The sequence below is a fragment of the Erythrobacter oryzae genome (assembly GCF_030271515.1).
Classification (GTDB): domain Bacteria; phylum Pseudomonadota; class Alphaproteobacteria; order Sphingomonadales; family Sphingomonadaceae; genus Erythrobacter; species Erythrobacter oryzae.
Genome location: NZ_JASCXI010000001.1, coordinates 168,840 through 192,986, shown reverse-complemented (window position 1 = coordinate 192,986; position 24,147 = coordinate 168,840). Strand labels below are relative to the sequence as shown.

Here is a 24,147-nt window from a genome sequence, read left to right as displayed (position 1 = left end):
CTCGCGCGCCTCGGTCAGCTTTCGGGGCCCATCTGCCAGACCGGACGCACCTCGACCGCGCCCTTGGGCACGGGGATTCGCTTGGCCCATTCGATCGCCTCGTCGAGCCCCGGCACGTCGATGATGTAGAAGCCGCCCAATTCCTCGTGGGTCTCGGCAAAGGGGCCGTCATGCAGGGTCACGGTGCCGTTGTCGGAGCGCACCGTGGTCGCGGTCGAGGCGGGCTTCAGGCGCTCGCCCGAGAAGGGGATGCCGGCCGCGACCAGATCCTCGGCGAGCTTCATGTGCCCCGCCAGCGTCGCCTCGAGCAGCGCCGCGCCGCCCTCGCCGGCATAGGGGCTTTCGTCCTCGTTGATCATCAGCATGAATTGCATGGGTCGTCTCCGTCATCGGCCCGGCCGGAATGGCGAGGCTCTGATACGGAGACGCGGGGGGCAAGACGGATTCGACAGGGCGCGCGAAAAATTATTCGGCAGGCTCGGCCCCGCTACCCGAAGACGCCCCCGTCTCGTCGAGCTTCTTGCCGGTGCGGGTCCAGGGATAGAGGAACTGCCCGGCATAGCCCTGCGGCACGTCCTCGGGGATGCCGTAGTCCTTGGGCCAGCGGTCTTGCGGCAGATGGAAGGTGCCGAACAACTTGTCGATCCAGGGGAAGTGGATCGCGAAGTTCACATCGAACGCCTCGCGCTCGAGCCCGTGGTGCCAGTGGTGGAAGCGCGGCGTGGCGATCCAGTGGCCGAGGCGGTTGAAATTGCCCCCGACATTGGCGTGCAGCAGCGACGACCACACGTAGATGAAGCCGATATAGGCCTGCATCACCGAAGCCGAGAAGCCGAGCGTGAACAGCGGCAGCGAAGTCACCGCGCGCAGCAGAACGACCTCGACGATATGCATCCGCGATCCCGCCAGCCAGTCCATCGCCTTGGCGCTGTGGTGCACCGCATGGAAGCCCCACAGGAAGGGCACCTGATGGAACAGGCGGTGATACCAATATTGCAGGATGTCCGAGGCGACGAGGACGATCACGAACTGCACCGCCCACGGCAGGCTCGCCACGCCCGCGCGGAAGGCGTCCCAGCTGTTGGTGTTCGCATTGATGATCTGCGAGGGCGCGAGGCTGAGGAAGGCCAGCACCTGCACGAACATCGAGCTCACGAGGAAGTAGAACAAATCCTCGCGCCATTCGTGACGGAACAGGCGCTGCTCGCGGCGGTGGGGGACGAAGCGTTCGAGCGGGGCCCACATGAAGCCGGTCGCGAGCAGGTTCACCACGAAGAAATCGAGCCCGAAGAACACCCCCCAGCCGCTTGCGTTGTCCGCCTCGACCGCCGCGCCGCCGAGCAAGGTTGCCGCCAGCGCGATGACCAGTGCGGTCATCCCGAGCACCTTCCTCGGCCGCAGCAGCAGGCTGAGCAGCGCCAGCGCATAGCTCGCCAGCAGCATGACGTGGATCGCGGTGCGGAAGCCGGCCCAGTCGCGCACCACCTGCAATTCGGGCGTGGTGAAGACCGCGGGGAACTTTAAGGCCACCACCATCACGAAGCCGCTGATGGCGAAGAGCAGCGCGAAGAAGCCCGCAAACCACCCCGATCCGAAGCGCCGCACCTCGACCGGCGATTCCAGATCGCGCATCAGCTTCGTTAAATATCCCGCCATGATCCCGCTTGGCCCCTTTTGTCTTTGCCGGGCCTTACCACGAAAATGCTTGCCAGACAGCTACCTGCCCCGCGCTCATCCGCCCAGCGCGTCCTTCAGGGCTTCGAGCGCGTTGCGGGTGAAGGCTTCCATATTGGCGATGCGGTCATCGCTGCCGGTCTCGATGGTGGAAATCACCTTCTTATGCTCCGGCCCGACAATGGCGACGACGCTGCGCCCCGCTGGCGCCCCGCTCGGATGCGAGGAACCGCCGACCGATCCGCTTTCGGCAATGCCCCACTCCGCCCCGAAATTGTCGCGGATCGCGCGGGCCTGGAGCAGGGCATAGTCCTCGGTGGCCCCGCGCATCCCCTTGTAGGCCTCGCGCGGCAGAGCGAGCAGCACGTCGCGCGCGCGGAAGGAATAGACCACGCCTCCCCCGACGAAAAAGTCGAGCGCGCCGGGCACGGTCAGCAGGCTCGCCGCGATCAGGCCGCCGGTGGCGCCATCGGCCACCGCGACCTTCTCGCCCCGCGCACGCAGCAGCGCGGCGATCCGGAGCGCCCGGGGATGAAGTTCTTCAAGGATCACGGTTGGCCAACTCCACCAGATAGCCCCGCACCGCCTCGACCTCCTTGTCGGTGAGGTTGGCATAGCGCCGCCGTGCGACCTTGCTCATCAGTCCGACTTCGCGGTCGCCGGCCGCCTTGCCTTCGCGCATCAGCCGGGCGAAATCCTGCGCGCTGTAGGAGCCCACGATGCGCAGGTCAGCCGGCGGGTTGCCATCGCCCTCCATCGGTTCCTTGCCGCCCTTCAGCTCGATCCCGTGGCACTCGGCACAGGTGGCGCGGACGATGAAGCGGCCAAAGGCGTGGGCCTCGCCCAGATCCGGCGGGCCCTTGTCCTTCATGTCGGCGACGCGGGCAGGCGAATCCATCCACTCGCCCTTGGCCTGCAGGGCAAGCAGCTGCGGGCCCAGCACCGGCTCGGGATGCACCGCGCCCTCGGGCTTGAGCGTCTTCAGATAGGCCACCAGCGCGTCGACATCGGCGGGCGCAAGGCCGCTGAACAGCCACGAGGGCATGTCGATCAGCGCCCGATCAGGCTTGCGGCCCTCGGTTATTATCACGGCCAGCTCGGCCTGCGAATATCGCCCCGCGCTCTGCGTGAGGTTGGCGGTCCACAGCGTGCCCATCGCATCGCTCCAGTCCTGCCCGGTGAGATTGTCCGCGTGGCAGCCCGAGCAGCCGAGCACCTGCGACAGGCGCTTGCCATGCACGGCCGGATCGGCGGAGGCGAGTTCGAAGCGCGGCGGAACCGGCGCGGCAGGGGGCGTGTCGGAGGGCGCGGAACAGGCGACGAGGCCCACCAGCGGCGCCAGCAGCAAAGCGCGGGGCAGGTTGAACAGGGTCATTTCGGGCTCCTCAATCCGGCGCTTTCGACGTGCTCTATCACAGCGGCCGCGCGTCCGGCAGCCACGCTCCGCCTCGCCCCCCTCACCCCAGCACGATATGCGCGCCGACGCGGTGGTCGAGCGCGCGGCGTTCTTCGGGGGAGAGGCCCGCGACCCAGCCCGCGATCGGCTCGACATCGAGCGCGCGCGCATCGGCGGGCACGGGGCTGCCGCTGGCGGCATAATGCGATGCCCATTGGCTGACATAGGTCACGCTCGCGCGCGCGGTGTGCGCCATGCGGCAGCCGGCGGCACCCAGCGCAGCGTGGAACACCCGGTCGCCGACCGCGGCGAGCGGGGGCGGGATCAGCGCCCAGCGCGCGATAACCGGAAAGGCGCCGGGGAGCAGGAAGAGGCAGTTGGTATCGACCAGCCCGGGCTCCTCGTCGACCGCGACAGGGGTGCCGCAGGGCAGCTCGATCCGGCGGCGGGCGACGACGACGTCGGGCGCATCGGGTTGCTCGGCGGTGGCGGCGAGGCATAGCGCGACATGATCGGGGTCGATGCGGTTATCAGCGTCGAGAAAGCCGACCGCCTCATAACCCTCGCCCGCCGCCAGCAACGCCCCGATCCCGCGCGCGGCATTGCCATAGTCGGCGTGATTGCGGTCGAGCTGCAAGTGCCGCACCGGCGCGGCGTCGATCCAGTCCTGCGGCGCGCCGTCGGCAACCAGAAGATGATCGCAGGCCACGTGCTGCGCGGCGACGCTGGCGATGCAGCGTTCGAGCAGGCTACGCGGCTCCTGCCAGTATGGCGTGACGATGCAGATGCGCATGGTTTGCCCGGCCCCCCAGCCAAGGAAGCCGCACCATGGCACAGGCTGGTCAGGGTGTCAGCCGCTTTGTAAGGGGCGCGCGGCTAACCCAGCGCCTCGGCGACGATGGCGGCCCAGCCCGCCTCGTCGGTCACCTCGATCCCGAGCTCGGCCGCCTTCTTGAGCTTGGAGCCCGCGCCGGGGCCGGCAACCAGCAGATCGGTCTTGGCGCTGACGCTGCCCGCCGCCTTGGCCCCGAGGCGTTCGGCCTGCGCCTTGGCCTCGTCGCGGCTCATGGTTTCGAGCTTGCCGGTGAAGACCACGGTCTTGCCCGCGACCCGCGAGGCGACGGTCTTGACCTCGTAGCGCGGCGGGGTGACTTCGGCGAGGAGGTCTTCCCAGACGGCGACATTGTGCGGCTCGTGGAAGAAATCGCCCAGCGCCTCGACGACGCTCGGCCCGATGCCGTCGATGGCGGTGAGTTCGCCCGCCGCTTCGGCGTCGCCCGCGTGGGCCCTTTCGGCCAGCTCGCGCAGCGCGGGAAGCTCGTGGACATGCTTCATCAGATCGCGCGCTGTCACCTCGCCGACATGGCGGATGCCGAGCGCGAAAAGCAGCCGCGCGGCATCGGGCGCGCGCTTGGCCTCGATCGCGGCGAGGAGGTTGTCGACCGACTTCTCCTGCCAGCCTTCGAGGCTCAGGATCTCCGAGCGGCGGCGGCGCAGGCGATAGATGTCGGCGGGGCTCTCGAGCCAGCCCAATGCGAAGAACTGCGCGATGGTCTTCTCGCCCAGCCCTTCGATGTCGAGCGCCTTGCGGCTGACAAAGTGCTCAAGGCGCTGGGTGCGCTGTGCGGGGCAGATCAGCCCGGCGGTGCAGCGGACGTCGACCTCGCCTTCCTCGGCAACGGCTTCGGACTGGCATTCGGGGCAATGGTCGGGGAACAGGAACGGCGCGCGCGGTTCCTCGCGGGTCAGGTTCTCGACCACCTGCGGGATGACGTCGCCCGCGCGCTGGATCACCACGCGGTCGCCGACGCGAAGGCCCAGCCGCGCGATCTCGTCGCGGTTGTGGAGCGTGACGTTGGTCACCGTCACCCCGCCCACCAGCACCGGCGCGAGGCGGCCCACCGGGGTAAGTTTGCCGGTGCGGCCGACCTGAATGTCGATGCCCTGCACGACCGTCTCTGCGCGCTCGGCCGGGAACTTGTGCGCGAGCGCCCAGCGCGGGGCCTTGGCCACGAAGCCGAGGCGTTCCTGCCAGTCGAGCCGGTCGAGCTTGTAGACCACCCCATCGATGTCATAGGCGAGGTCCGGGCGCTTTTGTCCGATGGCATGGAACCATGCCACGAGGCCGTGCGCATCGCCGACGATCGTCACGAACAGCGGGGAGACCGGGAAGCCCCATTCCCGCAAGCGCGCCACCACCTCGGATTGCGTCGCCCCCGGCACCGCCGAGGCCGCGCCCCAGCCATGCGCCCAGAACCTGAGCGGACGCTTGGCGGTGACGCTCGCGTCCTTCTGGCGCAGGCTCCCGGCGGCGGCATTGCGGGGGTTGGCGAACAGCTTTCCGCCCACCTTATGCTGCGCAGCATTGAGTGCGGTAAAGGCCTGTTTTTCCATATAGACCTCGCCGCGCACCTCGAACACGTCGGGGACGCCTGTGGGGAGGGTTTGCGGGATGTCGGGAATATGCGCGACATTGGCCGTCACATCCTCGCCGACCTGTCCGTCGCCGCGCGTCGCGGCGCGCACCAGCTTGCCGTTCTCGTAGCGCAGCGAGCACGAGAGACCGTCGATCTTGTCCTCCGCCGTGATCGCCAGCGGCTCGCCCTCCGGCAGGTTGAGAAAGCGCCGCATACGCGCCAGCCACTCGGCCACCTCCTCCGGGGAAAAGGCGTTGTCGAGGCTCATCATGCGAACCTCGTGCGTCACCTTGCCCAAGGGCGAGGCGGCGATGGCGTGGCCGACCTTGCGGCTCGGCGAATCCGCGCGGATCAGATGCGGGAATGCGGCTTCCAACTCGGCATTGCGCCGCACCAGCGCGTCATATTCGGCGTCGGTGATCTCGGGGCTGTCCTCGGCGTGATAGAGCCGGTCGTGATGCGCGATCGCCTTGGCGAGGCGCATCAGCTCGTTGGCGGCCTCCGCCTCGGACAGCTCAACCGGCATAGCCCACCGGAGAGGTTTCCGCGCGCACCCCGAAGCCCGCGATCAGCGGGCGGCCCCTGTCAATCGCGGCCTGCACCGCCGGCAGCGCGAGCGATGCGGCATGGTCATCCTTGCTCGCCCACACCTCGGTGATCCAGATCGCATCGGGATCGGCCATATCCTCGGCGATCAAGTAGAGCAGGTTGCCGGGCATAGCCCCCGTCCCCTCGCGCAGGATCGCCACCAGCTCGGCGCGCTTGCCGGGTGCTGCCATCATCTGGCCGATGAGGCCGTAGAGGGTGTCTTCCATGCCTTCTCCTGTCGCCAAGCCGGGCGCGGCTGTGGCCAGCAGCGCCAGCGCGGCGGTCCCGATGAATGCGCGTCGCTCGATCATGGCTGCCGCTTTTTCACCGCGCCTTGGCAATGTCCAGCAGCGCCGGAGCGATTGCGGCAAAATCCTTCGTGCCGGGGACGAGCAGGTTGAAATGCTGCTGCTGGTCGATGGTGATGACCTCGACCGCGACGCCTTGCGCCTTGAGCGCCGCGAGCACCGCCGGATCGGGATCGGGCAGCGCGGCGTCGACCACCAGCAGGCGCTTCGCGCGCGGCGGGTTGGTCACGGGATCGAGCATCGCAAACCGCCCCGGCAGCTCGGCGGGTGAGCCGCCCACCAGCGGGACGATCACCGGCTCCCCGCAGATCGCCGCGTCCACCCCCACGAAGGGCCCCAATGCCAGCGGCCCGTCAAGCGCCACCACGCCGCGCACCTTGGGCAGCCCGCCCGTGACCACCGCGTCGCCCTTGTCGCCGCTCGCCAGCCACACCGCCGGGGTGACGCCCGCCGAATGGCCCATCAGGGTGATGCGTTTGAGGTCCAGCGGATAGTCGCGCGCCAGCGTGTTCACGTGGCCAAGGCCCTGCGCCCAGTCGGTGAAGGTGTTGGGCCAGCCCCCGTCCGAGCCCAGCTCGCGGTAGGAGGGCGACCAGGTGGCGATGCCGTTCTGCGTCAGGAAACTCGCCAGCGCGGCAAGGTTGGCGGTGCCCCCCATCCCCGCCCAGCACCCGCCGTGATAAAGCACCGCGAGCGGGAACGGGCCTTTCCCTTTGGGCACCCTGAGCTCGCCATATTGCCGCGCCGAGGCGCTGCCATAGGCGATGCGCGCGGTCGGCGGATCGGAGGGGACGGCGTTGACCGACATAGGGTTGTAGTCGGCGGTGTCGGTGACGGCGATGCTGGCGGCGGGCGGCTCCTCGGGAGCGCAGGCGGCGAGTGTGGCGGCCAGCGCGGTGGCTGCGATCAGGTGTCTCATGGTCGTCTCCCCCCTTGTCGTTGTCCGACAATTAGCGCGCCCGCAGGCCGCAGCAAACCGTCACTTGATGACCGCCAGCATCGCCGCCTCGTTGGCCTCGTAGACCGGGTTGCCGGGCGTGATGATGGCGAAATGGCTCGCCCCTGCGTTCTCGCGCACCGTGACTGTCCCCCCGTCGCGCGCGAGTGCTGCCTGGGTCGCTGCCGAGGGCGCGGGGAGCTTGGCCTGCACGAACAGGATTTGCGCAAGCTCCGGCGCGCGGGTCGCGGGCGAGATCGCCGCATAGCGTGCCGGATCGGCAGCCGGAGCGGCGCCCATGAAGGGCTCTACTGCAGAGAATTGGCACAGCGCATCGAAAGCGGGCTGCTCGGCCCCGACATCGCCCGGCCCGTCGAGCACGATCGACCCTCGCACCTTCAGGGCAGAGCGCGCGCCGACCGGCCCGCCCGGGCCGTCGGCGCGCGCCAGCCACTGCGCGGGCAAGGCTCCCGCCGAATGCCCGGCGAGGGTGACGCGGGCGCGGTCGATGGGGTATTTCGCCGCAACCTCGTCGATCAGCCTTGCGGAAGCGGCCCAGTCCTTGAACGACCCCGGCCAACCGCCCCCGTCGCCGACCTCACGGTAATCGACATTGAGCGTGGCGATGCCGAGCTGCTGCCAGCGCGTGGCGAGCGGGGCCATGTAGGCCTGCGAGGCGATCCCGGTCTTCCAGCACCCGCCATGATAGATCACCGCGAGCGGGAACGGGCCTTTGCCTTGCGGGACCCTGAGTTCCGCAAACCCGCGCGGGTGGTCGGCATAGCGCAGGATAGCGTCCGGCTTCGAGGCGGCGAGGTTGGCATCGGTGCCATAGGTCGCATTGTTCGGCTGCACGGCGGCGGGGGCCTCCTCGGGGGCTTTGGCGGGGGAGCAGGCGGCGAGGAGTAAAGCACTCCACCACCCCCAACCCCCTCCTCTAAAGAGGAGGGGGCTTTTTGGGCACCGCCTCATCACTCCCCCTCCTCTTTAGAGGAGGGGGTCGGGGGGTGGTGCCGTGAGTTGCGCGTCACCCGCCCGCTCCAGCGCTCCGGCGTTGCCGCAAGCACCTCCTGCAAGCGCATCAGACACCCGTCGAGATTTCGCATCACATCCTCATTCGTGAACCGCACGGTCGCAAAGCCGAAGTCCCGCAGCATCCGTGCGTCGCGCAGCGCATCAACCTCGGCGTCATGCGTGTGCCCGTCAACCTCGACGATCACCCCGCGCGCCGGACAGAAGAAGTCGACGATGCGGTGACCGATCACGTCCTGCCTGCGGAACTTGAAGCCCTCGAAGCGGCTCGAGCGCAGCGCCATCCAGAGGCGCTTTTCCGGCTCGGTCGGGTTGTTGCGCATGGCGCGGGCGCGGAGCCTGAGTGTCTCTGCCGTGACGCCACCACCCCCAACCCCCTCCTCTGAAGAGGAGGGGGCTTTGGTGCCATTCTCCCCCTCCTCTTCAAAGGAGGGGGCCGGGGGGTGGTGAAGTCCCTTGTCGGAACTCACACCCCCTCCAGCAACCGGTCCGCCTGCGCGCGGGCCTCGGGCGTCACCTCGGCGCCGGAGAGCATCCGCGCGATTTCCTCCTGCCGCCCGGCGTGGTCGAGCAGCACGACGGATGTCTTCGTCACCGTCCCCGAGGAGGCCTTGGCGATGAGGTAGTGCTGCGAGCCGCGCGCCGCGACTTGCGGCGAGTGGGTCACCGCCAGCAATTGCCCCTCCTGCGAGGCCAGCCGGGCGAGGCGCTCGCCAATCGCGGAAGCCACCGCACCGCCCACCCCGCGGTCGATTTCATCAAAAATGATCGTCGCCGCCCCGCCCTTTTCGGCAAGCGCCACCTTCAGGGCGAGGATGAAGCGCGACAGCTCGCCCCCCGACGCAATCTTGGCCAGCGGTGCAAAATCCGCGCCGGGGTTGGTCGAGATGAGAAACTCCACCGCATCCATGCCCGACGCCGCCCAGCGCTCCTCGGGGAGCGGGGTCACCTGCGTGCGGAATTTCGCCGCGTCGAGCTTCAGCGGCGCGAGCTCGGCCGCCACCGCTGCGTCGAGCCGCTCTGCCCCCGCGACCCGCGCGGCGTGGGCCTTGCCGGCGGCCTCGACATAGGCGAGGCGCGCTTCCTTGGCCGCGGCTTCCAAAGCATCGAGCTGCGCCTCCCCGCCCTCGATCGCGTCGAGGCGGGCGCGCATGGTGCGCATCAATTCAGGCAGATCATCGACCTCGCAGCGGTGCTTGCGGGCCGCGGCGCGCAGATCGAACAGGCGGGTTTCGGCGCGTTCGAGCGCCATCGGATCGTGGACCAGCGCCTCGGCCGCGAGCCGCAGCTTGTCCTCGGCCTCGCTCGCCTCGATCACCGCGCGATCGAGCGCGGCGAGCGCTTCGGCCAGCAGCGGATGCTGTTCGGCGATGCGATCCAGCCGCCGCGCCGCCACCCGCAGCGCCGCGAGCGGCGAATCCGAACCCTCCCACAGGTGCCGCAGGTCCTCGAGATCGCCCGAGAGTTTCTCGCCCTTCTGCATATCGGCGCGGGTCAGCGCGAGGCGCTCCTCCTCGCCCGCGACCGGCTCCAGAGCCGACAATTCGGCAAGGTGGGCGATGAGTAAATCCTGATCGGCCTTGGCCTGCTCCACCGCGTTGCGCGCCTCGGAAAGCTGCGCCTCGGCGCGGGCCCAGTCGGCATAGGTGCGTTCGAGACCCGCAACGTCCGTCCCGGCATAGCGGTCGAGCAGCATCCGGTGCCCGCGCGGGTTCACCAGCCCGCGATCATCGTGCTGGCCGTGGAGTTCGACCAGCGCCGGGGCGAGTTCACGCAGCAGCGCGACGCTCGCGGGCTGATCGTTGATGAAGGCCTTCGAGCCCCCGTCGGCCCGCACCTGACGGCGGATCATCAGCGGCTCGCCCGGCTCGAGCGCGATCTCGGCCTCGTCCAGAGCGGCGGCCACGACAGGCGGCAGGGCGGCGAATTCGAAACTGGCGGTGACGCTCGCCCGCTCCTCGCCCGCGCGCACCAGCGACGTCTCCGCCCGGTCTCCCAGCACGAGGCCCAACGCGTCGAGCAGGATCGACTTGCCCGCCCCCGTCTCCCCCGTCAGCACGCCGAGCCCGCGCGCGAAATCGAGATCGAGCGCTTCGATAAGGACGATATTGCGGATCGAGAGACGGGTGAGCATGGCCGTCCAAGCGGATAGCGCAGCCATCGGGCCGCGTCACGCGGGAAGGCTGGCCCAATCCCCAAGCCGCAAGCGCCCCGGAGTGCCTGCCTTTCACGGTCCGTCTTGACCTTGGCGCGATTTGCGCGCCAATCGCTGCACCGGGAGCGCCGATCGGGCTCCCGCTCCCTTGCGCGCGGCACCGGCACTGCGCCGGCCGCTGCGCGCGAGGGCAGGATGCAGGTGGTCGCGATGGGGCAGGACGGTTCCGTTTCCGAACAATCCGGCGGCGTGTTGCCGTGGATCGCGCGCGTCCAGATTGCCGACTTCGGCCCGCTCACCCGGCTGGCCGGAACCCTCGCCATCTTCGCGGCCGCCTGGGGCCTCAGGGTGCTGGTCGATCCGGCGCTGCCGCCGGGCTTTCCGTATGTCACCTTCTTCCCCGCCGTCATCCTCACCGCCTTCCTGTTCGGCCTGCGCGCGGGGATACTATCGGGAGCGCTGTGCGGTCTGGTGGCGTGGTATTATTTCATCTCGCCGGGCCGCAGCTTCCAGCTTGCCGGAGCCGAGGTCGCGCTCGGGCTCTACGTCTTCGTGGTCGCGACCGATCTGGCCCTGATCCACGGGATGCGCGTCGCCAACCGGGCCCTGCGCGCCCAGCGGCAGACCAGCCTCGATCTGGCCGCGGAAAAGGCGCAGCAGGCCGAAGAGCTGCGCCAGGCGCTGGACGCGCTGCGCGAGAGCGAGATCAAGACCCACCTTGCGACCCAGACCGCCGGGATCGGCATCTGGCAATGGCACAAGCCGAGCGGGACGATCCACTGGGACGACACCATGTTCGCCCTCTACGGCATCGCCCCGACGCCTGACGGCACGCTCCCTCTCGACGAATATCTCGCCCGGCTGCACCCCGATGACGTGCCCGCGCCCGACAGCATCCGGGAAATGGAAGCGCGGCGCGACGGGACCGTGGTCAACGAATTCCGCATCCGCCGCGGCGACGACGGGCGCGAGCGGCATCTGCGCGCGGTCGAAGTGGTGCGCACCGGCCCTGACGGCAGCGCGGGCGACTGGGTGGTCGGCACAAATCTCGACATCACCGAGCAGAAGGACCGCGAAAGCCACATCCGGCTGCTGCTGGGCGAGGTCAACCACCGCGCCAAGAACCTGCTCGCGGTGGTGCTCTCGGTCGCGCGGCGCACCAGCGGGGCCGATCACGAGACGTTCCTGACGAACTTCGCCGCGCGCATCCAGTCGCTCGCCGCCGGGCAGGACCTCTTGGTCAAGAACGCGTGGCGCGGGGTCGGGCTGCAGGCGCTGGTGGCCGCGCAGCTGGCGCATTACAAGGACCTGATCGGCAGCCGCATCCTGATCGCGGGCGAGGATATCGCGCTGGCCGCGCCCGCGGTGCAGACGCTCGGCATGGCGCTCCACGAACTCGTCACCAATGCCGCCAAGCATGGCGCGCTGTCGCAGGACGGGGGGGAGGTGCAGCTGGCATGGGCGCGCAAGGGGAGCGACTTCACCATGACCTGGAACGAAAGCGGCGGACCGCCCGTCACGCCGCCCTCCGCGAGCGGTTTCGGCTGGGTGGTGATCGGCGACATGGTGCGCAATGCGCTCGACGCCGAGGTCGAGAGCCGCTTCGATCCGGAAGGGTTCGCATGGGCGATGGAATGCCCGCTCGCCAGCATCATCGAGACCGGTGATCCCGAGCCCGCTTTGCGCTAGGAGGCCTCCATGAGCGCGCGCATCCTGATCGTGGAGGACGAATATTTCATCGCGCAGGAAATCGCCGAGGCGCTGGAGAGCGCCGGGATGACCGTGCTCGGCCCCTGCCCCAAACTCGGCGCCGCGCTCGAGCTGCTGGCCGGGGACGACCCCTGCGATGCCGCCGTGCTCGACGCAAGCCTGCGCGGGGTGAGCAGCCTGCCGGTGTGCGAGGCGCTCGCCGCGCGCGGCATTCCCTTCGTGGTGGTGACCGGGTTCAGCGCCGGCCAGCTCCCCCCCGCGATGGCCGCCGCCCCGGTGCTGACCAAGCCGCTCGATCCGGCAAGCCTCGTGCGCGTGCTGCGCGCGGCGATGGCGGGGGAGTGAGCAGGCGCGCCTTCAGATCTGCAACTGGCTCCCCAGCTCGACCACGCGGTTGGTGGGCAGCTTGAAGCTCTCCATCGCGCTCTCCGAACTCTGCGACATCCACGCGAACAGCCCCTCGCGCCAGCGCGCCATGCCGGGGTGATCGGCGCTCGGGATCAGCTTCTGGCGGCCGAGGAAATAGCTCGTCGCCATCGGATCGAAGGGCCCGCAGGCGGTCTCGAGCGCGGCGAGATCGCGCGGAATGTCGATATCCTCCATGAAGCCGTAACGCAGGATCACGCGGTAGAAGCCCTCGCCCTCGTCCTGCACCACCGCGCGGGTGGCGGCAGCGACCTGCGGCACTTCCTCGACCTTGACCGTCACGATCAGCACCCGCGCGTGAAGCACCTGGTTGTGCTTCAGGTTGTGCAGCAGTGCCGAGGGCACGCCAACTTCCGAGGCCGAGAGATAGACCGCGGTGTTCCTCACCCGGTGCACCGATCCCGCGATCGAGGCGATGAACTGCGGCAGGGCCAGATCGCCCTCGGCCATCGCCGAGCGCATGATCCTCCGGCCCGTCGCCCAGGTCGTCAGCAGCGTGAACAGCACCCCCGCCACCGCCAGCGGGAACCAGCCGCCATCGGGGATCTTGGCGATGTTCGAGGCGAAGTAGATCCCGTCAACCAATGCGAACAGCGCGATCGTCGCGCCCGCAAGCAGCTTGTTCCAGCGCCACACGCGGAAGACGAGGAAGGCGAGCATCATCGTCGTGATGATCATCGTCCCGATTACCGAGATGCCATAGGCCGAGGCGAGCCGGGTCGATTCGCGGAAGCCCAGCACCAGCACCAGCACCATGGCGAGCAGGCCCCAGTTGACCGCCGGAATATAGATCTGCCCCGCCGCCTTCGCGCTGGTCTGGAGCGTCCTGAAGCGCGGCAGGAAACCGAGCTGCACCGCCTGATGCGTGACCGAGAAAGCACCCGAAATCACCGCCTGACTGGCGATGATCGTCGCCGCGGTGGCGATCAGCACCAGCGGCAGGCGCGCCCATTCGGGAGCCATCAGATAGAAGGGGTTCTCTGCCGCTTGCGGGTTCGCCAGCAGCAGCGCGCCCTGCCCCATGTAGTTGAGCATCAGGCAGGGGTAAGCGACTCCGAGCCAGCTGAACGCCACCGCGCGCCGCCCGAAATGCCCCATGTCGGCATAGAGCGTCTCGGCCCCCGTCACCGCGAGGAACACCGAGCCCATCGCGAGGAAGGCGGTGCGCGGGTCGTAGGCGAAGAAGGCGGCGGCGTGGTAGGGATTGAGAATGCCGAGGATCTCGGGCCGCGCGGCGATGTTGACGATGCCGAGCGTGGCCAGCGTCGCGAAATAGACCAGCACCACGGGGCCGAACAGCGCGCCGACCTTGGCCGTGCCGCGGCTCTGGATCAGGAAAAGGCCGATCAGGATCACCACCGCAATCGGCAATACCAGCGCCTCCAATGCGGGATTGACGATGGTCAGCCCCTCGACCGCCGAGAGCACCGAGATCGCCGGGGTCAGCATCGCATCGCCGTAGAACAGCGACGCGGCGAGCACGCCCAGCGTGACCAGCACCGCGGTGGTCCGCCTGCCCGCGACATGGCGCGAAAGCAGCGCGAGCAGCGCGAAGGAGCCGCCCTCGCCCTTGTTGTCGGCGCGCATCGCGACGAGGACATATTTGACCGTCACGATCAGCATCAGCGACCAGAAGATCAGGCTCAGCACGCCGAAGACGTGCAGCCGGTCGACGCTCAGGGGATGCGGCCCGACGAAGCTTTCCTTCAATGCATAGAGCGGGGAGGTGCCGATATCGCCATAGACCACCCCGATTGCGCCCAGCATCAGCAGGGGCAGGGGATCGCGGGGGCCATGATGGGGGGTGGCGGCGGAGGCGGCCAGAGCCGCGGGGGATGCTGTGTTCATGCGCCTTCATGTGCGCCCGAAGCGCATAAAGATTCCATGTGGATTGCAGGTCGCCGGGAGTGGAATGGCTTGGCGCGCGGGCCTTTGCGGCGCATCTTGCGGGGCATGACAGACCCTGCCTCAACTCCGCTTTCAGCCACTCCCGGCACCGGCGCGCGCGCGCTCGGCTTTGCACTCGGCCTGCTGCTGACACTGCTCGCGACGCTTGCGGGCCTGCTGATCGCACCCGGATGGGGCGCCGCGCCGATTGTGCTGCTCTATCTCCCGCCCGTGCTGCTGACCGCGCGCTATGCCGGGCTGTGGCCTTCGCTCGGCGTATCGCTGCTGGCGACGCTCGCCTTCAATTTCTTCTTCACCGAGCCTTACCACACGCTCCAGATCACCAGCGCGGCGGACATCCTCACCGTGGCCGCGCTGTTTCTGGTTGCGGTCGTGACGAGCCAGCTGGCGAGCGCGATGCGCACCCAGACCCAGCTCGCCGCCGCGAGCGCCGCGCGCAACGCCACCATCGCCGGCCTCGCTCGCCGCCTGATCCCCTGCACCGACCGCGAGAGCATCGCCGAGGTCGTCACCGAAGACCTCGCGCGGCTGTTCGATTGCCATGTGGTCTTCGCCGCCAATGAAGACCCGCCGCAGGTGCTCGCCGACCTGCCCGCCAGCCCGACGCTCGCGCCCAATGATCACGCCGCGCTTGCCGCTGCCATCGAAGAGCGGCGCGTCACGGGGCGCGGGATCGCCCATGTCAGCCCGACCGACTGGCAGTTCCACCCCGTGGTGGGCGCGGGCAAGACCCACGCCGCGGTCGGGCTAGCGCGGCCCGATGGGCGCTCGCCGGTGAGCGAGACGACGCGCGAATTGCTCGGCAACCTGCTCGATCAGGCGGCCCTCGCGCTCGAACGCGCGCGGCTCGAGGCCGAGGCCGCGGCGGGAATCGCCGCGAAGGAGCGTGACCGGATGCGCGCGGTGCTGCTCGCCTCGATCGGCGAGGACGTGAAGCCGCGCCTCCACGCGATCCAGACGGCGGCGAAGACCCTGCGGCGCACTCCGGGCGACAAGGATGCGGCGGGCGCGGTCGCGAGCGAGGCGGCGATGCTCCAGCGCTATGTCGACAATCTCGTCGACCTCTCGCCCGGCGAGGATCAGGAGCCGATCATCTGCGGTCCGCTGACAATCGACCTGTTCCGCCACCGCGTTTCGCGCGCGGGCGAGGAGGTGCACCTTACGCCCAAGGAATTCGCGGTGCTGGCCGAACTCGCCCGCCACGCCGGCCGCGTCCTCACTCATCGCCACCTGCTGCGCGCCGTGTGGGGCCCGGCGCACGAGGACAGCATCGACTACCTGAGAGTCGCAATCCGCGCGCTGCGGCAGAAGCTGGAGGAGGATCCGGCGGCCCCGACGCTGATCCTCAACGAACCGGCGCTAGGCTATCGGCTGGCGGGGGCGGGACGGACGGAATAGCCGCCGCACCCGCGGGCCAGAGCGCCATCGGCAAGATCACAGGCAACGGGAGCGCAGCGCCCCGGCCTACCCCGTCGCCACAAAGCTCCGCACCTCCGCCAGCACCCGTTCGGGCGCCTCGAGTTCGGGTGTATGGCCGAGGTCATCGAAAGTCACCGTCCGCACGCCTTCATACAGCCGCGCCAGCGAATGTTCGTTGCGCGCCGGGTGCGAGCGATCGGATGCGCCCCACATCGAAAGGATAGGCTGGGGCGGTCGGGGCAACTCGTCCCGCTGGCTCATGTAGATCTGGTAGGCGCTTGCCAGCGACCACATCGCGCCCTCGGCAAAGGAACGCTCGGCACAGGCGCAGAAATGCGGGATCTGCTTCTTGCGTCCGACCGACAGGCCGTACCATTGCGGCATGCGCTTCGGCGCCATCCGGGCCATCGCGATCTGGCCGAGGACCGGCTTTGCGAGAATGCCCTTGGGATCGCGCCCTGCCTTCCAGATCGCAAAGGCCTCGGTGCCGCCGGCCTGTATCAGCGCGAGGTGCGAGGCAAGTTCCGGCATTCGCGCTGCAATGTCGAGCGCGGCGAGGCTGGCGGCGCAGGAGAAGGCAAAGATGCTCCCCTCGCCCGCTACCGCGCGCAGGAAACCGGCAAGGTCATCGTTGGTCTCGCGAAAGCCGAAGCCATAATCCCCCGTTGCGGCGGAAAAGCCCATCGCGGGCAGCTCGACGGCGATCACCCGGAATTGGCGCTCGAAGACCGCGACCAGCGGCCCGTAGACCTCAATCGTCATCGGCGGATCGCAGGTGAACACGATCGTCGGGCCGCTGCCCGCCTCGAGGTAGCGGTATTGCACCTTGGCGGTGCGATGGAACTTGACCTGCGGCGTCGCTTTCGCGGGCCAGCCGGACCGGAACCGCGCCATCTTCGCGGCGCCGCCCCGTGTGTCGAGCCGCGCGCCCAGGCGGGTGAGGAAGCCGCTCATGCCGACCTCTGCGCCCGGGCGGCGCGCCCGAGGAAGTGCGATGCGACCAGCAAAACCACTGCAATCGCGAGATGCCGCCCGACAATCGCCGCACCGGCACCCGCGCTTGCGGCGAGCCAGGCATCTCCCAATGGCATCACCAGCGCGGCCAGCGCCATCCAGCGCAGCGCCGCAAAGTCACCGCGCGCCAGCAGCACCGCGGTGAGCAAGGCGATGAAACCCGCGCGCAGACCATAGACCTGCACCCAGGCAAGCGCGCTCGGCTCATCGACAGGCAGCCCCATGTAGGTGGCGAAGCCTTGCGGATCGATCAGCGCGCGGACCGCGTTGAGCCCTTGCAAGGCAGCAATTGCGAGCGCGAGCCAGAAGCCCGCTGTACGCGTGCCACGAAAAGCGTCTGCGTGAGTGGCCACCATCGTCTCCATCCTTGTCATGGCGGACGGATAGTCGATTGCCAGTCGGGCAGCAGCTTGCGATATGGCAAAGCGGTTTTCCGTTAGTGCAAAGGAACGAGCTCTTGCCTCTCGATCCACAAGACCTCGAAGACCTTCTCGCGATCCGCGATACAGGCACCCTCAGCGCGGCTGCGAAGGCGCGTGGGGTGGCCATATCGACCGTGTCGCGGCGGATCGAGACTTTGGAGGCTTCGCTCGGGCTGCAACTTGTCGATCGGCGCACCGATGGCGTGCGGTTGACCGGCGCCGGTCTTGCCATTGCCGAAGCCGCTTCCCCCATTGCCGAGCAGATGCGCCGCGTCGAGCGGGTGGCGGAAAGCCTCAGGCAGGGGAGCAAGACCATGCCGGTGCGCATCTCGGCGACCGAATTCGTGATCTCCGACGTCCTCGCCCCGGCGCTCGCGCAGCTGTGGGAGATGGGCGCGGACTTCCCGCTTCACCTGCAATCGCAAGCCGACGTGGTGAGCCTCGCCGGCCGCGACGCCGACCTTGCGATCCGCATGGTCAGGCCCGAGGGCGCAAGCCTCTATGCCCGCAGGCTCGCCGACATCCGGCTCGGGCTCTTCGCGTCGGCCGATTACCTTGCGGGCCGCGAGCCTGCGGCGATCGACCTCAGGGCCGAGCGCCTGCTGATCTATGACGACAGCTATGGTCGTCTGCCCGAGCTCGATTGGGTGACGCGCCACGGGCTTTCGGATGCGGTAGCGATGCGGACGGGCAGCACGCGCGGATTGCTGGCCGCAGCATTGGCGGGCGCGGGTGTCGCGCTGTTGCCGGTGCCCTTCGCTGTTCGGGCGGGCACGTTGACCGAGATTCCGCCGCCTTCGGCCCTGCCGAGCCGCCAGCCGTGGCTGATCGTCCACCGCGACTTGCGGCGGATCCCGGCGATCAGGCTTGCGCAGAGGTGGGTGGTGAAAGCGTTCGCCGGCCTGCCCTGAGGGCCGCCGAAGAGCGGCGGGCGAAGGATTACGACGCCGTGACGCCCTCGGCGTTCTTGTTCACCAGCTTGAAGGCGCGCTCGTACCATTCGCTGCCGGGGTAGTTCGCGCCCAGCACCGCGGCGTACTTCACCGCTTCGGTCGGCACGCCCAGGGCAAGGCTGCTCTCGCACAGGCGGTAGAGCGCCTCGGGGGTGTGGCTGGTGGTGTCGAACTTCTCGACCACGTTGCGGAACCGCATGTCGGCGGCAAGCCACAGGCCCATGCGTTGGTAGTGGCGCCCGATCTCCATCTCCTTGCCCGCAAGGTGATCGGCGACAAGGTCAAGCTTCAGCCGCGCGTCGGCGGCGTATTCGCTCTGCGGGAAGCGCCGGTTGACCTCGCGCAGCGCAGTTTGCGCCTGCTCGGTGATCTTCTGGTCGCGGTTCACGTCGCTGATCTGCTCGTAATAGGAGAGCGCGATCAGGTAGTAGGCGTAAGGCGCGTCCTTGTTCCCCGGGTGGATCGACAGGAACCGCTGCGCGTTCTGGATCGCCTTGTTGTAATCGCGCGCGATGTAGTAGCTGAAGGCGCTCATCAGCTGCGCGCGGCGGGCCCAGGGCGAATAGGGGTGCTGGCGCTCCACCTCGTCGAACAGCGCCGCGGCCTGGAGCGTGTTCCCCCGGTCGAGCCGCCGCTGCGCCTCGGCATAGAGCGATTCGACATCGCGCGCGACATAGGCGACGTCCTTCTCCCCCCCGCCCCCGGCACAGGCCGAAAGGCCCGCAAGAGTGAAAGCGGCGAGCGCGGCCTGCGCGACACGAGTGGGGAGCTTGATCGACATGCCCGCTCCTATAACGAGGCCCGCCCTGAACGCCAAGTGAAGGCTGACGCCCTGTGCGCAAGTCGCCAGACTTGCAAACAAGAGGCGGCAAGCCCGGCCGGCGGGCGGCGTCAGCCGACCCGTTCGACGACGCGGCTCTGCCGCGGCGCGCCCTCCCGCACATTTTCCTACACGCGCGAAATGTGTTTCCCTCCCTCCATGACCCGCCGCAAAGACCCCCGCTCCGCCCGGCTCCCCGTGTCCGCAGGAGAGCTCCCCGCCTTCACCCCCGTCCCCCGCCAGTACCAGCGCCACGACGGCTGGACCCCCGAGCGCCAGCGCGGCTTCATCGAAGCGCTCGCCGACACCGGCTCGGTCGAGGCCGCCGCCCGCGCGGTCGACATGAGCAGCGTCGGCGCCTACCACCTGCGCCGCCAGCCCGGCGCCGAGGAATTCCGCGCCGCCTGGGAAGCCGCCCTCGCGCTCGGCATCCAGCGGATCGAGGACGTCGCCATGGACCGCGCCCTCAACGGCACCGAGGAGCCGGTCTATTCCTACGGCAAGCTCATCGGCACCCGCATCAAGCACAATGACCGGCTCCTGATGTTCATGCTGCGCAACCGCGCGCCCGAGCGCTTTGCCGCGGGCGGCGGGCCGAGAGGCCTCAACGCGGTCAGCCAGATGCAGCTCGACCGATTGAAGAAGCAGTGGCGCAAGGAGTGGGAGGCCGAGCGGCCCAATGTCTCCGCCGCCGAGGTGCGCGCGAGCATCGACCGCAAGATCATGGAGATCCGCCGCCGCATCGAACGCGAACGCCCCGAGCGCCGCGCCGTCCTCAGCGAGGAAACCCTCGCCGCCTTCGCCCGCTTCGCCGAGCTGCGCGACCGCGACCTCGCCGCGGCTAACGCCGACGAACGCACGCGCCGGATCGCGGGCGGCGATATCAACACCCCCACCAACTATTACGACCCGGTCGAGCCTCCTGCCCTCCCCGCGCCGGTGCGCGAGGCGGAGGAGGAGCCGCCGCAGCACCCGCCCGAAGGGTGGAGCTACGGCAAACCCAAGCCCGCGCCGCCGCCTAAGACCACATGGACGCTGAAGGATGACAACTTCGACCCCTGAGAGGCGAGGCGCACTGATCCTCCCCTTCAGGGGAGGGGGACCACCAAAGGTGGTGGAGGGGCAGGTGAAGGTGAAGGCGCGCAGCGCAGTCGTTTGCCCAGCAAACGGCAAGCTGGAAGCCGGCGCGCGTCAGCGCATCACCCGCCCCGGCCGGCGGGGCGGCCCGAAGCGCAGCGAGGGGTGAACCCGTTCGGAAGCGAAGCTGGCCGAAGGCCACCTCATGGCCACGGCTTTGCCGCGGCTGCTAAACACCCTATAGCGCTGCATACTTTCGTTTAGCCAAAAGCTTGAATGCGCTACTCAGTTGTGGAAGCTGCCGGAAGGCAGCGTTGCAACGCATTGACGGTGCGAGCACAATGTTAGCCACGATGGCCGCAAACGTTGCTCAATCTTTTCTCGTTGGCATTCGACGCCGTTGGCTCTTGGGACTTTCTCGAGCGCTCAGCGCAGTCGGCGGCGTCTGGCTCCTTACGGAAATAGGACAGGTCATTTCCGATGACCTTGCCTCATGGCTGAAGAACAACGGTCAGACCTTCTTTGCTTTGGTCTTTTTAGCTGCGCTACTCGGCTTCTTAAGTTACGTTTATGAACCGCGGAAAATCACGTTCAAGATACCGACGATCGACAGCTATATAACTATAAAATTTGGCGACATATTCGCAGAGGATGCGAATTGGCTGTTTTCAGTAAATGAATTCTTTGACAGTCGGCTCGGAGATGTAATATCTTCACGATCTGTACATGGCCAATTTATCACGAAGATTTTCGCCGGCGACGAAATTCGGTTCCGCGCCGCTGTAGACACTTCGCTTCGCGGGACGAATGGAACCGATATCCCTAGACCTGGCTTGCCAAGCACTGCTTACAAGATTGGTACTACTGCGATACTTCAGAACGGTAGCCGCAGAGCATTTCTTGTTGCCTTGTCAAAGACTGATTTAAGAACGCATAAGGCATACGCCGACGTACCGATGCTTTGGGATGCGATGACTGGAGGCCTTGAGAGTGTCTTGCATCATGGCTCAGGAGACCCTCTAGCTATGCCCCTTATGGGCAACGGCCTATCAGGGATAAACGTTGATCCTCAACATCTTCTGAGGCTTATCACATTAAGGCTGGTCGACTACGGAAGAAAATATGGCATTCCGAAGCAGGTACGCATCATCGTACATGATGACTGCTTTGAACACATTGATCTGCGTGAAATCAAAAGAGACTGGATGACGCGATAATGGTTTATCGAAACGGCACCTACATCGCTTTCCACGCCGAGGGGAAAACAGACCCCACAGCATCAGACATAAGATACTATCGAATGCTAAAGGCGTGGCATGAGAACGACGAAATTGAGTTTAAGTTCGTAAATAGTCACGAAAAGGTGGCAGCAGTTAGGGATACAAGTCGAGCAGAGACAGTAAAAAGAAGCCTCAGAGCTCGACTAGACTCTTCAAAGAATATGGTTCTTATTGTCGGATCGACAACAAAGAATGATAGAGACTTCGTTCCGTATGAGATTTCTTATGCAGTGGATAATTGTAAAATTCCAATCATTGCAACGTATCCTGGCGAAGGTGTAATAAGGAACCCAAAAGCCTTGTCTCAGCTTTGGCCCGCCGCGCTGAAAGAAAGGATCGAAAACGGCACCGCAAGTGTCATACATATCCCTTTCAACAGAAAGGCACTAGATGCGGCGATGGCACAATTTGGCCCAAATAACCTTCCTAATGGCGGAGGACTGGGTTACTACGACGACAATGCTTATCGGCAATTCGGGCTCCTATGAGGCCTTATTGTCCATCTCTAAGCCGCACATGACGCCGCCTCTACCAAAAAGGATCAGCCGCGGCCACGAGGTGGCCTTCGGCCAGCTTCGCTTCCAAATGGCCTAACCCGCAGCCGCCCGCAGCCTAGAGTACACTCTCTTGCTTCTAGTTTGATCCCCCTCCCGCTTGCGGGAGGGGTTAGGGGTGGGAGCGAGCGCAGCGAGCCACTTTAGGACAGGCCCACCCCCTGCCCCTCCCGCAAGCGGGAGGGGTGAAAGTCACTCCTCACCCATTCTGAGAGCAGCGATAAAGGCTTCCTGAGGAATACTGACGTTGCCATACTCCCGCATCCGCGCCTTCCCCTTCTTCTGCTTCTCGAGCAGCTTCTTCTTCCGGGTAATGTCCCCGCCATAGCACTTGGCGGTCACGTCCTTGCGCAGGGCGGCGATGGTCTCGCGGGCGATCACCTTGCCGCCGATCGCGGCCTGGATCGGGATCTTGAACAGGTGGCGGGGGATGAGGTCCTTGAGGCGTTCGCACATGCCGCGTCCCCGCTCCTCTGCGTTCGCACGGTGGACGATCAACGACAAGGCATCCACGGGCTCGTTATTTACAAGAATATTCATCTTCACGAGGTCGCCCTCGCGGGTGCCGATCTGCTCGTAGTCGAAGCTGGCGTAGCCGCGCGAGATCGACTTCAGGCGGTCGTAGAAGTCGAACACCACTTCGTTCAATGGCAGCTCGTAGCTCACCTGCGCGCGGCCGCCGACATAGGTGAGTTCGGTCTGGATGCCGCGGCGGTCCTGGCACAGTTTGAGGATCGCGCCGAGGTATTCGTCGGGGGTGTAGATCACCGCCTTGATCCACGGCTCCTCGATCGACTCGATGCGGTTGGTGTCGGGCCAGTCGGCGGGGTTGTGGATGTCGATGGTCTTGGCGTCCTCGGTCTTCGAATGGCCGAGGTGGATGCGGTAGACGACGCTGGGCGCGGTGGTGATGAGGTCGAGGTCGTATTCGCGGCTGAGGCGTTCCTGGATGATCTCGAGGTGGAGGAGGCCGAGGAAGCCGCAGCGGAAGCCGAAGCCCAGCGCCGCGGAGGACTCCATCTCGAAGGAGAAGCTCGCATCGTTGAGGCGCAGCTTGGCGATGCTTTCGCGCAGCTTCTCGAAGTCGGCAGCGTCGACCGGGAAGAGGCCGCAGAAGACCACGGGCTGGACTTCCTTGTAGCCCGGCAGCGCCTCGGTCGCCCCGCCCTTGACCGTGGTGATGGTGTCGCCGACGCGGGCCTGTTCGACTTCCTTGATCTGCGCGGTGATGAAGCCGATCTCGCCGGGCCCGAGCTCGGCAAGGTCGGTGCGCTTGGGGGTGAAGCAGCCGACGCGGTCGACGAGGTGCTGGGTGCCGCCCTGCATGAACTTGATCTGGAGGCCCTTGGTGAGCTTGCCGTCGATCACGCGCACGAGGATGACGACGCCGAGATAGGGGTCGTACCAGGAGTCGACGAGGCTGGCCTTGAGCGGGGCTTCGGTGGTGCCCTTGGGGGCCGGGATCTTGGCGACGACGGCTTCGAGCACTTCCTCGATGCCGATGCCCGACTTGGCGGAGGCGAGGACGGCCTCGGAGGCGTCCAATCCGATGATGTCCTCGATCTCGGCGCGGACCTTGTCGGGCTCGGCGGCGGGGAGGTCGATCTTGTTGATGACGGGGACGATTTCGTGATCGTGCTCGATCGACTGGTAGACGTTGGCGAGGGTCTGGGCCTCGACCCCCTGCGCGGCGTCGACGACGAGCAGCGCGCCCTCGCAGGCGGCGAGGCTGCGCGAGACCTCGTAGGCGAAGTCGACGTGGCCGGGGGTGTCCATCAGGTTGAGCTGGTAAGTTTCGCCGTTCTTGGCGGTGTAGTTGAGGCGCACGGTCTGCGCCTTGATGGTGATGCCGCGCTCCTTCTCGATGTCCATGTTATCAAGGACTTGCTCGGACATCTCGCGCGCGGTGAGGCCCCCGGTGAATTGGATCAGCCGGTCAGCCAGCGTCGACTTGCCATGGTCGATGTGCGCGATGATGGAGAAATTGCGGATATGGGAGAGGTCAGTCATCGCCGCGCGATGTAGCGCCCGGTCACCGCCTTGTCATTCGCCAAAAA

General features: G+C 67.1%; 23 protein-coding genes. 7 read left to right on the top strand and 16 right to left on the bottom strand.

What is annotated here, in order from left to right; translation table 11 throughout:
- Positions 1-14: 14 nt before the first annotated feature.
- The 11 genes from PFX90_RS00960 to recN form a co-directional block, all read right to left on the bottom strand.
- Positions 15-374: a YciI family protein gene (locus PFX90_RS00960; RefSeq protein ID WP_285709482.1), complete on the bottom strand. Its 360-nt coding sequence runs from the start codon at positions 372-374 to the stop codon at positions 15-17.
- A gap of 91 nt (positions 375-465) precedes the next feature.
- Positions 466-1,656, bottom strand: a complete 1,191-nt coding sequence (locus PFX90_RS00955; RefSeq protein ID WP_285709480.1) for a sterol desaturase family protein — start codon at positions 1,654-1,656, stop codon at positions 466-468.
- 75 nt (positions 1,657-1,731) lie between these two features.
- Positions 1,732-2,226, bottom strand: coding sequence for a CinA family protein (locus tag PFX90_RS00950; protein WP_285709478.1), 495 nt, complete (start codon positions 2,224-2,226; stop codon positions 1,732-1,734).
- Positions 2,216-3,049: a c-type cytochrome gene (locus tag PFX90_RS00945; RefSeq protein WP_285709475.1), complete on the bottom strand. Its 834-nt coding sequence runs from the start codon at positions 3,047-3,049 to the stop codon at positions 2,216-2,218. The genes PFX90_RS00950 and PFX90_RS00945 overlap by 11 nt, the downstream gene beginning before the upstream one ends.
- Before the next feature lie 82 nt (positions 3,050-3,131).
- Positions 3,132-3,863, bottom strand: a complete 732-nt coding sequence (locus PFX90_RS00940) for a glycosyltransferase family 2 protein (RefSeq protein WP_285709474.1) — start codon at positions 3,861-3,863, stop codon at positions 3,132-3,134.
- An 83-nt stretch (positions 3,864-3,946) separates the two neighbouring features.
- On the bottom strand, positions 3,947-6,013 hold the full coding sequence (gene ligA / locus PFX90_RS00935) for an NAD-dependent DNA ligase LigA (protein WP_285709472.1): 2,067 nt from the start codon (positions 6,011-6,013) through the stop codon (positions 3,947-3,949).
- Complete coding sequence (locus PFX90_RS00930; protein ID WP_285709469.1) at positions 6,003-6,386, bottom strand: putative quinol monooxygenase; 384 nt, start codon at positions 6,384-6,386, stop codon at positions 6,003-6,005. The genes ligA and PFX90_RS00930 overlap by 11 nt, the downstream gene beginning before the upstream one ends.
- Positions 6,387-6,399: 13 nt before the next feature.
- Positions 6,400-7,302, bottom strand: coding sequence for an alpha/beta hydrolase (locus PFX90_RS00925; protein WP_285709468.1), 903 nt, complete (start codon positions 7,300-7,302; stop codon positions 6,400-6,402).
- Between the two features lie 60 nt (positions 7,303-7,362).
- On the bottom strand, positions 7,363-8,175 hold the full coding sequence (locus PFX90_RS00920) for an alpha/beta hydrolase (RefSeq protein WP_285709464.1): 813 nt from the start codon (positions 8,173-8,175) through the stop codon (positions 7,363-7,365).
- 116 nt (positions 8,176-8,291) lie between these two features.
- A complete protein-coding gene (locus PFX90_RS00915) occupies positions 8,292-8,822 on the bottom strand; it encodes an endonuclease domain-containing protein (RefSeq protein WP_285709461.1) in 531 nt (176 codons plus the stop codon).
- Positions 8,819-10,486 (bottom strand): DNA repair protein RecN, encoded by a 1,668-nt coding sequence (gene recN / locus PFX90_RS00910; RefSeq protein ID WP_285709458.1) that lies wholly within the window; start codon positions 10,484-10,486, stop codon positions 8,819-8,821. Before recN ends, PFX90_RS00915 begins: the two co-directional genes overlap by 4 nt.
- Before the next feature lie 216 nt (positions 10,487-10,702).
- Between recN and PFX90_RS00905 the strand changes: the two genes are divergently transcribed.
- Both PFX90_RS00905 and PFX90_RS00900 read left to right on the top strand, forming a co-directional pair.
- Positions 10,703-12,196 (top strand): sensor histidine kinase, encoded by a 1,494-nt coding sequence (locus tag PFX90_RS00905; RefSeq protein ID WP_285709455.1) that lies wholly within the window; start codon positions 10,703-10,705, stop codon positions 12,194-12,196.
- Positions 12,197-12,205: 9 nt separating this feature from the next.
- Positions 12,206-12,562 carry a response regulator gene (locus tag PFX90_RS00900; RefSeq protein WP_285709453.1) on the top strand — a complete coding sequence of 119 codons (357 nt, stop codon included), beginning with the start codon at positions 12,206-12,208 and terminating at the stop codon, positions 12,560-12,562.
- A gap of 12 nt (positions 12,563-12,574) precedes the next feature.
- On the opposite strand, the gene PFX90_RS00895 is transcribed toward PFX90_RS00900, so the two are convergent.
- Positions 12,575-14,491, bottom strand: coding sequence for a potassium transporter Kup (locus PFX90_RS00895; protein ID WP_419180070.1), 1,917 nt, complete (start codon positions 14,489-14,491; stop codon positions 12,575-12,577).
- Positions 14,492-14,596: 105 nt separating this feature from the next.
- On the opposite strand from PFX90_RS00895, the gene PFX90_RS00890 reads away from it, so the two are divergent.
- Positions 14,597-15,949: a DUF4118 domain-containing protein gene (locus PFX90_RS00890; RefSeq protein WP_285709451.1), complete on the top strand. Its 1,353-nt coding sequence runs from the start codon at positions 14,597-14,599 to the stop codon at positions 15,947-15,949.
- Positions 15,950-16,015: 66 nt separating this feature from the next.
- Here the strand turns inward: PFX90_RS00890 and PFX90_RS00885 are convergent, their stop codons facing one another.
- Positions 16,016-16,924 (bottom strand): alpha/beta fold hydrolase, encoded by a 909-nt coding sequence (locus PFX90_RS00885; RefSeq protein ID WP_285709450.1) that lies wholly within the window; start codon positions 16,922-16,924, stop codon positions 16,016-16,018.
- Entirely contained in the window at positions 16,921-17,349 is a 429-nt protein-coding gene (locus tag PFX90_RS00880; protein ID WP_285709447.1) for a DUF4267 domain-containing protein, read from the bottom strand. The genes PFX90_RS00885 and PFX90_RS00880 overlap by 4 nt, the downstream gene beginning before the upstream one ends.
- Before the next feature lie 74 nt (positions 17,350-17,423).
- On the opposite strand from PFX90_RS00880, the gene PFX90_RS00875 reads away from it, so the two are divergent.
- Positions 17,424-18,317 carry a LysR family transcriptional regulator gene (locus PFX90_RS00875; protein WP_285709445.1) on the top strand — a complete coding sequence of 298 codons (894 nt, stop codon included), beginning with the start codon at positions 17,424-17,426 and terminating at the stop codon, positions 18,315-18,317.
- Positions 18,318-18,345: 28 nt separating this feature from the next.
- On the opposite strand, the gene PFX90_RS00870 is transcribed toward PFX90_RS00875, so the two are convergent.
- Positions 18,346-19,140: an outer membrane protein assembly factor BamD gene (locus PFX90_RS00870; RefSeq protein WP_285709443.1), complete on the bottom strand. Its 795-nt coding sequence runs from the start codon at positions 19,138-19,140 to the stop codon at positions 18,346-18,348.
- A gap of 198 nt (positions 19,141-19,338) precedes the next feature.
- On the opposite strand from PFX90_RS00870, the gene PFX90_RS00865 reads away from it, so the two are divergent.
- From PFX90_RS00865 to PFX90_RS00855, 3 genes are all read left to right on the top strand, one after another.
- The gene (locus tag PFX90_RS00865; protein WP_285709439.1) at positions 19,339-20,241 is read left to right on the top strand and encodes a hypothetical protein; all 903 of its coding nucleotides are present in this window, start codon (positions 19,339-19,341) and stop codon (positions 20,239-20,241) included.
- 368 nt (positions 20,242-20,609) lie between these two features.
- Positions 20,610-21,473, top strand: a complete 864-nt coding sequence (locus PFX90_RS00860; RefSeq protein ID WP_285709437.1) for a macro domain-containing protein — start codon at positions 20,610-20,612, stop codon at positions 21,471-21,473.
- Positions 21,473-22,024: a TIR domain-containing protein gene (locus tag PFX90_RS00855; protein ID WP_285709436.1), complete on the top strand. Its 552-nt coding sequence runs from the start codon at positions 21,473-21,475 to the stop codon at positions 22,022-22,024. Before PFX90_RS00860 ends, PFX90_RS00855 begins: the two co-directional genes overlap by 1 nt.
- 258 nt (positions 22,025-22,282) lie before the next feature.
- Here the strand turns inward: PFX90_RS00855 and lepA are convergent, their stop codons facing one another.
- On the bottom strand, positions 22,283-24,100 hold the full coding sequence (gene lepA, locus PFX90_RS00850) for a translation elongation factor 4 (protein WP_285709433.1): 1,818 nt from the start codon (positions 24,098-24,100) through the stop codon (positions 22,283-22,285).
- Positions 24,101-24,147 lie beyond the last annotated feature (47 nt).